Consider the following 12,843-nt stretch of genomic DNA (forward strand, 5'->3'; position numbering starts at 1 on the left):
CCCTCGTTCGGTGGCGATGTTAATCCTTCATCTTGTGGCAGAACAGGCAGCGATACTTGGGCGGATGGTCCTTGGGGAAGGGGACCCCGTCTTCGTTGTGACACTGTTCACAGACCTTTTCGGCGGCCTTTTTCCCCTCGGCGTGATAAATGTCGTAAATTTGCTGGTGCGACTCGTCCATCGGCACCCGGGTGGTCGATTCTTCGGGAGCGGCCCAAAGAAAAAGCACAATCGCGATGCCGACGGCGATCAGGATCAGGTCTCGTTTTTTCAGCATTGGTCAACTCGGGGTAGGTGGCCTTGCTCGAAGCGCCGTGCCGCGGGGCAGGCTCGGGCCGGGTTATTCGGTCTTGATAAACAGCAGGTAGATGATCACCATGATCAGCGCAACCCCGCCGCCGACAAAGACCAGCAGGGTCTGGCTCGCCGGGCCGTCGATGGCTGTTCCCTGCTGCAGGGTGTAGGAGAGCAGCCAGCTGAAGCCGGTGATGCCGAGGATCGTCGCCAGCAGCAGCCGCCAATGCATCAGCAGGGCAATCAAGGCCGCGGCTCCCATGCTGCCGAGAAACCAGGGGTTGTGGATCAGCGTGCCGACGTTCATCTCCTGCAAAAAGGCGATGACTCGTTCGGTTTCGAGATGCTTGAGAAAATCGGCGGCCTTGGAGAGGTCCATAGCGAAGATCCTGTCAGGCGAACTCGGTGTCATCCGGGCCCGGCATTTCACGGCGTGGGTCGGGAAGAGTCAACAATAACAATTGTCTTAAGCAAAAGTAAAGCCAAAACCGGTGAATCCTTGACTTTTCAGGGGGGCTTTTCTAGTATGACGTGCTTTGTTCTTATCGCAGGATGAAAGAAGACAACGTGCCTGAACGCGCTATCGGAGTATTCGATTCAGGGGTGGGTGGCCTGACGGTTTTCAAGGAACTGATGCACCGCCTGCCCGGTGAGGAATTGATCTACCTTGGGGATACCGCCAGGGTCCCCTATGGCACCAAGAGCCCGGCCACGGTCTTGCGCTACGCGCTGGAGGCCGCCGCCTTTCTGGTGGAGAAAAAGGTCAAGATGCTCGTGGTGGCCTGCAACACCGCTTCCTCGGTGGCCCTTGCCGCCCTCGAGGAACGCTTCAACCTGCCGGTGATCGGCGTCATCGAGCCCGGGGCCCGCAAGGCCGTGGCCATTACCCGCTCGCGCCGGGTCGGGGTGATCGGCACCGAGGGGACCGTGAAGAGCGGGGCCTACACCCGGGCCATCCAGAACCTCGACGCGGCTGTGGAGATTCATTCGACGCCCTGCCCCCTGTTCGTGCCGCTGGCCGAGGAAGGCTGGGCCGAGCACCCCGTCGCGCTGCTGACCGCCCAGGAATACCTCGGCCCCCTGGCCGGCGCCGGGATCGATACGCTGGTGCTGGGCTGTACCCACTACCCGCTGCTGAAAAACACCCTGCATCAGGTGCTCGGCCCCGCCGTGGAGCTGGTCGACTCCGCCGAGGAGACCGCCCTGAACGTGGCCAGAGTGCTGGCCGACAGGGGTCTGACCCGTCGCGATCCCCCCGGCCCCCCCAGGTTTTTCGTTTCCGACATTCCGACCCGCTTCGAACGGGTCGGCGGAGCATTTCTCGGCACCCCGCTGCAGGGTGTGGAACAGGTGACCCTGGACTAGGAACCCCATGAGAGGCCATCCCTTCAGCGATCGAATTCTGCTGGTCTGCTTTCTGCTCGTCCTGGTGGCGTTCAGCATCCTCGCCGGGCTCAAGTACTTCGGGCGCCCACCCGCGGCGCCGGGCGCCGTCCCTCCCCCGACCGCCGAGGCGCCGCGCCAGCTGCGCGAGGTCATCCTCTATTTCGGGGACCAGGGCGGCAATCTGCTGGTGGCCGAGGCCAGGGAGATCGAGGGGTGCACTGCCGAGCCGGAGTGCCTGCAGGGCATTGTCCAGGCCCTTGTGGCCGGCCCCTCCGGGGACCTGGTGCCGCTGTTTCCCCGGCGGGCCGTGGTCCGTGGGGTGCAGGTCGATGAGGCTACCGCCACCGTCGACTTCAGCAGCGACCTGGTGAGCGGGCATCCCGGCGGGAGCGTTTCGGAGCTGCTGACGGTCTATGGTCTGGCCGATACGCTGGCCGTCAATTTTCCCCACATCCGCCAGGTGCGTGTGCTGGTGGAGGGGCAGGGAGCCGACACGCTCAAGGGGCATGTCGACCTGCGCGAGCCGATTCCTGCCGATTTCAGCTTCGTGCGTCCCACCCCGAAGGCCGAACCCACCGACGCCACCCGGGAACTGCTCGAGAATCAACCTGCCGAACCTCTGGAGAAAGCTCAGTAATGGCCGATTTCATCAAAGCGATCCAAGAACGTGTACTGGTGCTCGATGGCGCCATGGGGACCCTGCTGCAGGAGCGGGGGTTGAAACCGGGTGGCTGCCCCGAGGAGATGAATCTGGCGGCCGCCGGGGTGGTGGAGGGCATCCACCGCGAATACGTTGAGGCCGGCGCCGACATCATCGTCACCAACACCTTCGGGGGCAACCGATTGAAGCTGGCCCATTACGGCCTGGAGGGCCGGACCGCGGAGGTCAACCGCCTGGGGGTGGAGATCGCCCGGCGCGCCGCCGGCAGCGAACGGCTGGTCGGGGCCTCCATCGGCCCTACCGGCCGCTTTCTGGAGCCGATCGGCGACGCCGGTTTCGACGAAATGGTCGAGGTCTTTGGCGAGCAGGTGGCGGCTTTTGCCGAAGCCGGCGCGGACCTGATCACCTGCGAAACCTTCCTCGATATCCGCGAACTTCGGGCCGCGGTGGTGGCCTGCCGCGAATTCTCCAAGCTGCCGGTCATCGCCCAGATGACCTTCGACGACGGCGGCCGCTCGGTGCTCGGCACCCCGCCGGAAGCCGCGGCGGTGACCCTCGAGGCCCTCGGCGCCGACCTGGTCGGGTCCAACTGCGGCCTTGGCCCCGAAGGCATTTTCGCCCTGCTGGAGAAGATGCGCGCGGTGACCTCGCTGCCGCTGATCTCCCAGGCCAACGCCGGGCTGCCGGTGCTGCGCGACGGCAAGACCGTCTTTCCCGCTTCGCCGGAGGAGATGACCGCTTTTCACGAGCGGATGATCGCCCTGGGGGTGCGGGTGATCGGCGGCTGCTGCGGCACCACCCCGGCCCACATCCGGGCGATCCGCGACGCCCTGCAGGGGCGCGACCACTCCTGGTCCCCGCCGCCGCGGCGCGGCTATCTCTCCTCGCGCAGCGCCGTGGTGCCGCTGGGGGGCGGGGCGCCCTGCGCGGTCATCGGCGAGCGCATCAACCCCACCGGCAAAAAGCTCTACAGCCAGGAGCTGCGCGAAGGCAAGACCGCCTACATCCGCCGCGAGGCCCAGGAGCAGATGGCCGCCGGCGCGACCCTGCTGGATGTGAACTGCGGCGCCCCCGGCGTCGACGAACCGGCAGCCCTGGAGCGGGCGGTGTTCGCCGTCACCGGCATCGCCTCGGCGCCGCTGGTGATCGACTCTTCCGATCCCGAAGCTCTCGAGCGCGCCCTCAAGGCCGCCGACGGCAAGGTCCTGATCAACTCGGTTTCCGGCGAACAGAAGAGCCTGCGGGCCATTTTGCCGCTGGCCCGCAAATACGGCGCGGCGGTCATCGGCCTGGCCCTCGACGAGCAGGGGATTCCCCAGAGCGCCGAGGGCCGCACGGCGGTGGCGCGGCGCATCCTGGAGGCGGCCCTTGCCGCAGGACTGCCCCGGGAGGACGTGGTCATCGACTGCCTGAGCCTGACCGTATCCGCGGAGCAGAAGCAGGCCCGGGAAACCCTGGCGGCGCTGCGCGGCGTCAAGACCGAGTTGGGGCTCGCCACGGTGCTGGGGGTCAGCAACATCTCCTTCGGCCTGCCCTGTCGGCCGATCCTCTCCTCGACCTTCTTCGCCATGGCTCTCGAGGCCGGGCTCGATGCGGCCATCATCAACCCCAAGGAAGAGCGGATGATGGACGCATTTCGCGCTGCCCTGGTCCTGCTCGGGCAGGACCAGCGCGCCGAGGAGTACATCGCCAGCTACGGCGGGGTGAGCGCCGCCCCGGCGGCTCCGGCGGCGGCCGGCACCTCCCTGGGCTTTCGCGAGCAGCTGGCCGCGGCGGTCATCGAGGGGGACGTGGAAAACGTCGCCGGGCTGGTCGAGCAGGCCCTGGGTCAGGGGCTCTCGCCCATGGAGGTCAGCAACGAGGGGCTGCTTCCCGGGCTCGAGGAGGTCGGCCGACGTTTCGGTAAAAAGCAGATTTTCCTCCCCCAGGTCATGCTCTCGGCCGAGACCATGCAGGCCGCTTTCCGGCGACTCAAGCAGGAAATGAAGGCCGGGGAGGGGGCCAGCCTGGGGCGGATCCTCATGGCCACCGTCGAGGGGGACATCCACGACATCGGCAAAAACATCGTCTGCACCCTGTTGGAAAATCACGGTTTCGAGGTCTTCGACCTGGGCAAGAACGTTCCCGCCGAGCGCATCCTCGAACAGTCCCTCGCCCGCAAGGTCGACGCCGTGGGGCTTTCGGCACTGATGACCACCACCCTGAACCAGATGGAGGTGACCATCGGCCGGCTGCGCGAGGCCGGGGTCGAGGTGTTCACCATGGTCGGCGGCGCGGTGGTCACCCAGGACTACGCCGACAGCATCGGCGCCGACCTCTATGCCGCCGACGCCCTGGAGGCGGTGGCCAAGGTCAAGGCGTTGCTGGCAGGGAAGAGGGGCTGAAGGTTTGGGAGCAGGGGGTGGAAACCTCGAACCTCGAACCTCGAACTTTTCCCCCTGTTCATCCCCCAGTTTGCGTCTTGCGCCATTTCGCGTACTGTGCTAACAATAGACCAATTTTTCACCGTTTTTAAGGGCTTGGCATGGTCGTAGGGTTCAATCACAATTTCCGCTACAGGGGGGAGGTCTTCCACGTACAGACCGAAGACGGCGGGCGGAAAAACCCGCAGATTGTCACCCTTCTCTATCGGGGCGGGACCATACTGGCCTCGAAAAAGACCTCCTATGCCGATCTCGACAAGGTGAACAATCTCGACCGGGTGGTCGAGGAGCTGATGAAGGAGCAGCACAAAGACATGCTCCGACGGCTCAAAAACGGGGAGTTCGACAGCAGGATCGAAGCCAGCCTCGCCAAGGTACCGGCCCCTGCCAGGGAAAAGACCCCCCCGCCCCCGGTCGACCAGCCGGCTCCGGCCGAGGCCGATGCTGCCGGCCCCGCTGCCGGCCCCCGGCCTTCGGCGGAACCCCCGCCGGCTCGCCAAACGCCTTCCCGGCCGGTTGCGGCAGGTCCCGCTCCCGCCAAGGCGGAGCCGGCCAAGGAAAAAGCCGCTGAAAAGGCCCCGGAAATGAGCCTCGACGATATCATTCTCTCCTACCTCGTGGGCGAAGACCACAAGTAGGCCGATTCGGGCAGAATTCGCCCATCAGCCGCAACCGCGGCCAACCACCGGCCCTTTATCCGGGGCCAGAGAACAACAAGGGAGTAGCTGTTTCATGCTGAATGAAGACGCCGTCCTCGACCTGGAAGCGACCGCCCGCCAGTTGCGGGTTGAGATCCTTAAGATGCTCAATTCGGCCAGGTCCGGGCATACCGGCGGAAGTCTCTCCGCCATCGATGTCATGACCGTTCTGTATTTTCACCAGATGCGCCACGACCCGAGCAATCCGCGCTGGGAGGACCGGGACCGCTTCGTCCTTTCCAAGGGACACGCCGCTCCCGCCCTTTATGCCTGCCTCGCCGAGGCCGGCTACTTCTCCCGGGACGATCTGAAGACCCTGCGCCGGCTCGGCAGCCATCTCCAGGGGCACCCGGACATGAACAAGACCCCCGGCGTCGACGTCTGCACCGGCTCGCTCGGCCAGGGGCTGTCCCAGGCGGTGGGGCTGGCCATGGCGCTGCGCCTCTCGGGCAAGTCCTCGCGGGTCTATACCCTGCTCGGCGACGGCGAGGTGCAGGAAGGACAGGTCTGGGAAGCGGCCATGGCCGCGGCCCATTTCAAGCTCGACAACCTCTGCGCGATCCTCGACATGAACGGGCTGCAGATCGACGGCGAGGTCGCCAAGGTCATGAACGTCGGCCCGCTGGGACCGAAGTTTCTCGGCTTCAACTGGCACGTGCTCGAGGTGGATGGCCACGACATCCAGGCCATCGCCCGTGCCCTGGACGATGCCGAGCGCACCGAAGGTCAGCCGACCATGATCATCGCCCGGACCATAAAGGGCAAGGGGGTGCCGTTCTTCGAGCACAAGGCGAGCTACCATGGCGTGCCGCCCAGCGACGAGGAACTCAGCCAGGCCCTCGAGCATCTGGGACATTCCTGATATCGGTAACTGGTTGCCGGTGACTGGTGGTTGGCTGAAAAACCTTCCCATTCACCATGACCATGTGCTGCTTCAGGGGTTTTGCGTTTACCAATTACGAGTCACGAATCACCAATTACGGATTTTTTATGTCTGAAATGATCGCAACGCGCGATGCGTACGGCAAGGCCCTGGTTGAGCTGGGGCGTGAGAACTCCCGGGTGGTGGCGCTCGACGCCGACCTCTCCGGTTCGACCAAAACCGCCATGTTCGGCAAGGAATTCCCCGAACGCTTTTTCAACGCCGGCATCGCCGAAGCCAACATGGTAGGCATGGCCGCCGGGCTGGCCGCCGGAGGGATGATCCCCTTCGCCTCCACCTTCGCGGTGTTCGCCGCCGGGAGGGCCTTCGAACAGATCCGCCAGTCGCTGGCCTATCCCAAACTCAACGTCAAGGTGGTGGCCACCCATGGCGGCATCACCGTTGGCGAGGACGGCGGCAGCCACCAGTCGGTGGAGGACCTGGCGATCATGCGCGCCCTGCCCAACATGACCGTGCTCTGCCCGGCCGACGGCCCGGAAACCGCGGCCGCCATCCGTGCCGCTGCGGCCTACCATGGGCCGGTCTACATCCGCCTGGGGCGTTCGAAGGTCCCCGTGGTTTTCGAGGGGGGATGTGATTTCGCCATCGGCCGGGGCGCCACCCTGCGCGATGGCAGCGACCTGACTTTCATCACCACTGGGCTGATGACCGCCCAGGCGCTGGACGCCGCGAAAATCCTTGAGGAAGGGAATGTCTCCGCCCGCGTGGTGCACCTGGGCAGCATCAAACCCCTCGATGTCGACCTGGTGCTCAAGGCCGCCCGGGAAACCGGCGCCGTGGTCACCGCCGAGGAGCATTCGGTGGTCGGTGGTCTGGGCGGGGCGGTTTGCGAGGTGCTCTCCGAGGGTTACCCGGTGCCGGTGGAACGGGTCGGGCTGCGGGATGTGTTCGGTCAGTCGGGAACCGCCGAAGAACTGCTCGCCCACTACGGGTTGACCGCCGGGCACCTCGTCGAGGCGGCCGAGCGGGTATTGCAGAAAAAGAAATAACCTCCGGCCCCGGCCGATGGGTACCAGGGAGCGGCGTTGATTTTCAAAAGTCTCATCAGCCGGGTCATTCTGCTGAACATTCTCCTGCTGACCGTGGGGATCGGGACGTTTACGCTGTTTCACATCAACCGCGAGCAGCGCCACCTGATCAGTTCGACCCGCCAGAGCGCCGAGCTGCTGCTGTCCACGGTGGAAAAGTCGATCTTCAATTCCATGCAGGTCGGCAACAGCGCCGAGGTGCAGACCATTCTCGAAATGGTGGGGCGCAACCATAACCTCTCCGACGTCAGGATTTTCCACCCCGATGGGAGGATCCTGCGCTCGGCCCGCCCGGAGGAGATCGGCACGCGGGTGGGTCGGGATGACCTGGAATTGTTCCGGGGAAAAAACCTGGTCGGCATCTTCCGCAGCAGCGGCCAGGAAGTCCTGGGGATCGTCAAGCCGATCCTGGCGGAGCAGCGCTGCGCTTTCTGCCATCGCTCCGGCAACCAGGTGCTCGGGGTTTTGCAGGTCAACTACTCGCTCGCCGACACGGCATCCAAACTGCGAGACTCTTCGCAGTTTTTCATGTTGTCGACCATTGTCATCATCATCCTGCTGTCGGCCAGCGGCTCGTTCATCCTTTTGCGGCTGGTCAAGCGCCCCATGCAGATCCTGGCCAACCGCATGGCCCAGGTGGAGGCTGGAGACCTGACCGTGCGCACCTTCCCGCGCTCCTCGGACGAAATGGGGAGCCTGATGCGCAGTTTCAACTCGATGGTCAACAAGCTGCAGAGGGCCCGCAAGGAGCTCGAGCATTACCATTACCAGCAGATGGAGCGAGCCGACCGGCTGGCCTCGGTGGGGGAGATGGCCACGGGCATCGCCCATGAAATCAAAAACCCTCTGGCGGGGATCAGCAGCGCGATCTCGGTTTTGGCCGATGATTTCGACCCCGCCGACCCACGCCGGGAGATCGTCAGCCAGGTTCTGGAACAGATCGCCCGGCTCAACAAAACGGCCACCGACCTGTTGTATTTCGGCCGACCGGGCAAACCCGAGTTCGGTTACGTCGATCTCAACGCGCTGGTGAAGAACACCCTGTTTTTCGTCGCCCAGCACCCCGAGGCGCGCAACATCCATCGGGTTAAGGAACTGACCCGGGACATGCCGCTCGTCTGGGCCGACCAGAAGCAGATCCAGCAGGTGCTGTTCAACATCATCATCAACGCCATCCAGGCTATGAGTGACGGCGGGACCCTGCTGGTGCAGACCGACGGGATTCGCCACGATGGAAAGTCTTTCGGCAGGGTGCAGGTGACCGATTCGGGCAAAGGCATCCCTGCCGAGGAACTGGAAAAGATCTTCGTACCCTTTTTCACGACGAAGACGCAGGGGACCGGCCTGGGTCTGCCCATCTGCCGGCAGCTGCTCGAGCAGCACGGCGGGTCGATCCGGGTGGAAAGCAAGGTTGGCGAGGGGACGACCTTCACCATAGAGCTGCCCGCAGCCGAAGGGCAATTAAATGCCATGAAAGGGGACAACGGTGCGCCATCATAGGATTCTGGTTGTCGACGACGAGCATCTGATTCGCTGGTCCCTTGAGCAGAACCTGAAGAAGCAGGGGTACGAGGTCGTCACCGCCGGCAGCGGCGAGGATGCCCTGAAACTGGTCCGGGAAGACGCCCCGGACCTGGTGCTGCTCGACATTCAGCTCCCAGGCATCAACGGGCTGGATGTGCTCGAGCGGATCAAGGAGATGGACGAGGAGGTGATCGTCATCATGGTCACCGCGCTCGGCGTGCTGGAGACCGCGGTCAAGGCGATGCGCATGGGGGCCTACGATTACATCAACAAGCCCTTCAACCTGGACGAACTGGCCATCGTCATCAAGAAGGCCCTGGAGACCGGGGAGCTCAAGCGCGAAGTGGCGCACCTGCGATCCCAGCAGACCCGCAAGTACGGCGTTGCCAACATCATCGGCGAGAGCCGGCACATGAAGAACGTGCTGACCATGGTCGAGAAAGTTGCCCGCAGCGACGCCAGCACCATCCTGATCCAGGGCGAAAGCGGCACCGGCAAGGAGCTGATCGCCAAGGCCATCCACTATGAGAGTGCCCGCGCCGATCAGCCCTTCATGGCCATCAACTGCGCGGCCGTGCCCGAGACCCTGCTCGAGAGCGAGTTGATGGGGCATGAAAAGGGCGCCTTCACCGACGCCAAGGCCCAGAAGAAGGGCCTCTTTGAAATGGCCGACGGCGGGACCCTGTTCCTCGACGAGATCGGTGACATGGAAATGGGGATGCAGGCCAAGCTGCTGCGGGTGCTCGAGGAGCGCAGCTTCCGGCGCATCGGCGGCACCAAGGATGTCCACGTCGATGTGCGCATCATCTCCGCCACCAACAAGGACCTGGTCAAGGCGATGGAGGAGGGGACCTTCCGCACCGACCTCTATTACCGCATCCAGGTCATTCCCATCTACCTGCCGGCGCTGCGCGAGCGGCGCGAGGACATCATCCCCCTGGCCCAGCATTTCATCAATCATTTCAACCGGGAATTCGCCAAGGGGGTGAAAAGCATCTCCAAAATGGCCGAGAAGTTCCTGGTCGATTACAGCTGGCCGGGCAATATCCGCGAACTGAAGAACATCATCGAACGGGCGATCATTCTCGAGAACGAGGAGACCCTGCTGCTCGAGCACCTGCCCCAGGAAATCGTCGCCAAAACCAGGGGCACCGGGGCTGGGCCCATCAGCTTCAATCTCCCCCCCGAAGGGATCGACATCGAGGATGTGGAGCGTGAGCTGATCCGCCAGTCGCTGGAGGTTTCCGACGGCAACCAGTCCAAGGCGGCGAAAAAGCTCAACCTCGGGATCGATGCCTTCCGCTACCGGATGAAGAAGTTCGGCTTCCTGTAATTCCTTTATCTTTCACATAGGTTCGTTGCAGCGGCAAAAAGGGGCTTCGGCCCCTTTTTGCGTTTGCCGGGTGCGACGGCGAGCCGTTTCTGGGATAAACTTGGACATGATCGCCGGCCGGTTGGGTTGACGGAATTTCGCAGGAGTTCCATCGAGCCGGTTTCGGGGGCGGTTTCGGAAAGGAGGTATGCATGCGCTACTCTATTGACGGTGTCAGTCTGGCCTATGAGGAGGCCGGCTCTGGGCCGGCCGTTCTGCTGGTTCACGGCTATCCCTTGAACCGAAACATGTGGTCTCCGCAACGCGCCGCCCTGGCAGGGGCCGGGTTTCGGGTCATTACCCCGGATTTGCGGGGGTTTGGTGAGAGCGAAGCGCCTGCAGAGGGGTATTCGATGGCCAGGTTCGCCGACGACCTGATCGCCCTTCTGGACCGGCTGGGGATCCGGCGGGCGGCGGTTGGCGGCATGTCCATGGGGGGATATGTCCTACTGAACCTTCTGGAGCGCCACCCCGAGCGACTGGTCGCAGCCATGTTCCTTGTTACCCGGGCCGGCGCGGATGACGACGCGGGACGCTCCAAGCGCACAATCATGGCCGAGCAGGCCCTGGCCGGGCAGCGGGGCGTGGTGGAAGAGACCTTTGCCGACCTGCTGTTTGCCGAGCAGACCCTGGAGGAGAACCCGCAACTGGTGGATCGGGTGACAAGCTGGATGCGGCAGACCGACCCCCAGGGGCTGGCGGGCGGGATGCTGGCCATGCGGGACCGTCCTGATTATACCGAGCGGCTGCCAGGTTTCCGGATACCGGCCCTGGTCATCGGCGCCGAAAAGGATCGCGCGGTGCCGGTGGAACAGAGCCGGGTCCTCGCTGCAGGGATACCGGGGGCGCGCCGCTGTCTGATCACCGGGGCGGGGCACATGGTCAACCTGGAGCGCCCCGACGCCTTCAACGAGTGTCTGCTCGAGTTCCTGCAGGGGCTGAGGCTCTGAGGACGGCGGTCCCGAATCGGCTGGCGGATGAAAAAAGCGCATCCGCAGCGGATGCGCGAAAATTCTGGTGGCCGCGGAGTTGCGGTTCAGCCGGCGAGGGCCTCGAGGATGGTTCGGCAGAAGGCGGGCAGATCCTTGGGGATGCGCGAGGTGATCAGGTTGCCGTCGCGGACCACTTCACGGTCGAAGAATTCGGCCCCGGCATGCACCATGTCGTCGCGGATGGCGAAAAAGCCCGTCATCTGCCGCCCCTTGACGATCCCGGCAGAGGAGAGCATCCAGCCGCCGTGACAGATGGCGGCGACCACCTTGCCCTGCTCGGCGGCCTCCCGCACCAGGTCGACCATCACCCGGTGGCGGCGCATCCGGTCCGGGGCATACCCGCCGGGGACGATCACCGCGTCGAAGTCGGCCGCCCGCACCTGGTCGGCGGCCACGTCGGCCTTGACCGGGTAACCGTTCTTGGAGGTGTACTCCTTTTTCTCGGGACCGACGATGGTGACCTCCGCTCCCGCTTCGCGAAACCTCAGCACCGGGTACCAGAGTTCCAGGTCCTCGTAGAGATCTTCGGCCAGCACTGCAATCTTTTTCCCATCCAGTTCCATCGCCTGCTCCTCTGAAATAAATCGGGGACTACCAGTCCAGTTCCAGACCGTGAAAGGCCAGGCGGGCCCGCACCCCGAACTTGCGACCCCAGGTTTCGAGTTCGCTGATCGCCTGCGCTTCGTCTCCTGCGACGATTTCTTCGCCGCAGTGGGTGAAAATGGCCTCGGCGACCCCCTGTTCGGCGCACCAGCGCAGCTGGTCGGGAATCGGGGCGTGGCCGTAGCGTTGGCCATTTTCCTCCCTGGTCAGCGCACCGGTAAAGCTCGAACCGTCACCGATGTACAGGCTTACACCCTGCAGGGCCCTGCGGGGACCGGGGATGCCGATCAGGTCGGGGGCGTAGAAAAAGTCGCCCTTGTCTCCGCGGATGCGCAGGCCGATGGTCGATACCCTGGGGGAGTGGCGCACCGGCCGGGGGGCCAGCCAAACCCCTTGAATTAGTATCGGCCTGCCGGGATGGAGCAGTTCCCGGTTTGCCACGGGATAATCGGCCAGCGCCTCCCAGGTTTCGGCGGTGGCATAGACCGGGCAGGGGGCGCCTTCGCTCAGTCCGTCGGCATGGTCGGGATGGGCGTGGGTGAGCACGATCGCCTGTGGCATTAGACTCCTGAAGTCTTCGCGCCAGTCGGCTCCACAGTCGACCAGCAGCCGATGCTGCCCATTGTGAATCAGCAGCGAACTGTGCCGGGGATGTCGGTGGCTGGCGACTTCCAGCAGTCCTCTGGTGCCGAGAAAGCGAAGTTTCATAGCCCCGGTGAGTTCAATGAAAACCTGGGCTTAGCCCTATATGACCATAGCTTGAAGACGGGAATTGTCAAGAGCGAAACGGCCGCAGCGCTCGTGCCCGAAACCCATCTGCCGGTCATCAGAGGATGACTTGATTGCGACCCGTCTCCAATGTTTTTTGAGCCTTCCAGGTGTTGTGAAAAGTGTAAATCCTTCGCCAGGGATAGCGTAA

The 12,843-nt window shown here is 64.0% G+C and carries 14 protein-coding genes; 10 read left to right on the plus strand and 4 right to left on the minus strand.

What is annotated here, in order from left to right:
• Positions 1 to 19: 19 nt before the first annotated feature.
• On the minus strand, positions 20 to 277 hold the full coding sequence (locus DESUT3_RS04370; protein ID WP_225911624.1) for a cytochrome c: 258 nt from the start codon (positions 275 to 277) through the stop codon (positions 20 to 22).
• Between the two features lie 63 nt (positions 278 to 340).
• Positions 341 to 673, minus strand: a complete 333-nt coding sequence (locus tag DESUT3_RS04375; protein ID WP_221251239.1) for a hypothetical protein — start codon at positions 671 to 673, stop codon at positions 341 to 343.
• Positions 674 to 861: 188 nt separating this feature from the next.
• Between DESUT3_RS04375 and murI the strand changes: the two genes are divergently transcribed.
• From murI to DESUT3_RS04420, 9 genes are all read left to right on the plus strand, one after another.
• On the plus strand, positions 862 to 1,659 hold the full coding sequence (murI, locus tag DESUT3_RS04380; protein WP_221251240.1) for a glutamate racemase: 798 nt from the start codon (positions 862 to 864) through the stop codon (positions 1,657 to 1,659).
• A 7-nt stretch (positions 1,660 to 1,666) separates the two neighbouring features.
• Positions 1,667 to 2,317 carry a GerMN domain-containing protein gene (locus DESUT3_RS04385; protein ID WP_221251241.1) on the plus strand — a complete coding sequence of 217 codons (651 nt, stop codon included), beginning with the start codon at positions 1,667 to 1,669 and terminating at the stop codon, positions 2,315 to 2,317.
• Positions 2,317 to 4,725, plus strand: a complete 2,409-nt coding sequence (locus DESUT3_RS04390; RefSeq protein ID WP_221251242.1) for a homocysteine S-methyltransferase family protein — start codon at positions 2,317 to 2,319, stop codon at positions 4,723 to 4,725. The genes DESUT3_RS04385 and DESUT3_RS04390 overlap by 1 nt, the downstream gene beginning before the upstream one ends.
• A 140-nt stretch (positions 4,726 to 4,865) precedes the next feature.
• Complete coding sequence (locus DESUT3_RS04395; protein WP_221251243.1) at positions 4,866 to 5,402, plus strand: hypothetical protein; 537 nt, start codon at positions 4,866 to 4,868, stop codon at positions 5,400 to 5,402.
• A gap of 94 nt (positions 5,403 to 5,496) precedes the next feature.
• Positions 5,497 to 6,324 (plus strand): transketolase, encoded by an 828-nt coding sequence (locus DESUT3_RS04400; protein ID WP_221251244.1) that lies wholly within the window; start codon positions 5,497 to 5,499, stop codon positions 6,322 to 6,324.
• Positions 6,325 to 6,452: 128 nt separating this feature from the next.
• Positions 6,453 to 7,394 (plus strand): transketolase family protein, encoded by a 942-nt coding sequence (locus DESUT3_RS04405; protein ID WP_221251245.1) that lies wholly within the window; start codon positions 6,453 to 6,455, stop codon positions 7,392 to 7,394.
• 36 nt (positions 7,395 to 7,430) lie between these two features.
• On the plus strand, positions 7,431 to 8,933 hold the full coding sequence (locus DESUT3_RS04410) for a sensor histidine kinase (protein WP_221251246.1): 1,503 nt from the start codon (positions 7,431 to 7,433) through the stop codon (positions 8,931 to 8,933).
• Positions 8,920 to 10,290 (plus strand): sigma-54-dependent transcriptional regulator, encoded by a 1,371-nt coding sequence (locus DESUT3_RS04415; protein ID WP_221251247.1) that lies wholly within the window; start codon positions 8,920 to 8,922, stop codon positions 10,288 to 10,290. The genes DESUT3_RS04410 and DESUT3_RS04415 overlap by 14 nt, the downstream gene beginning before the upstream one ends.
• Positions 10,291 to 10,481: 191 nt before the next feature.
• Positions 10,482 to 11,279 carry an alpha/beta fold hydrolase gene (locus DESUT3_RS04420; protein ID WP_221251248.1) on the plus strand — a complete coding sequence of 266 codons (798 nt, stop codon included), beginning with the start codon at positions 10,482 to 10,484 and terminating at the stop codon, positions 11,277 to 11,279.
• Between the two features lie 86 nt (positions 11,280 to 11,365).
• On the opposite strand, the gene DESUT3_RS04425 is transcribed toward DESUT3_RS04420, so the two are convergent.
• Both DESUT3_RS04425 and DESUT3_RS04430 read right to left on the minus strand, forming a co-directional pair.
• Entirely contained in the window at positions 11,366 to 11,884 is a 519-nt protein-coding gene (locus DESUT3_RS04425; protein WP_221251249.1) for a type 1 glutamine amidotransferase domain-containing protein, read from the minus strand.
• Positions 11,885 to 11,912: 28 nt separating this feature from the next.
• A complete protein-coding gene (locus DESUT3_RS04430) occupies positions 11,913 to 12,632 on the minus strand; it encodes an MBL fold metallo-hydrolase (RefSeq protein ID WP_221251250.1) in 720 nt (239 codons plus the stop codon).
• On the opposite strand from DESUT3_RS04430, the gene DESUT3_RS04435 reads away from it, so the two are divergent.
• Positions 12,537 to 12,761, plus strand: coding sequence for a hypothetical protein (locus tag DESUT3_RS04435; RefSeq protein WP_221252614.1), 225 nt, complete (start codon positions 12,537 to 12,539; stop codon positions 12,759 to 12,761). The genes DESUT3_RS04430 and DESUT3_RS04435 overlap by 96 nt on opposite strands.
• The last annotated feature ends 82 nt before the right edge of the window (positions 12,762 to 12,843 follow it).

This window comes from Desulfuromonas versatilis, assembly GCF_019704135.1.
Lineage (GTDB): Bacteria > Desulfobacterota > Desulfuromonadia > Desulfuromonadales > NIT-T3 > Desulfuromonas_A > Desulfuromonas_A versatilis.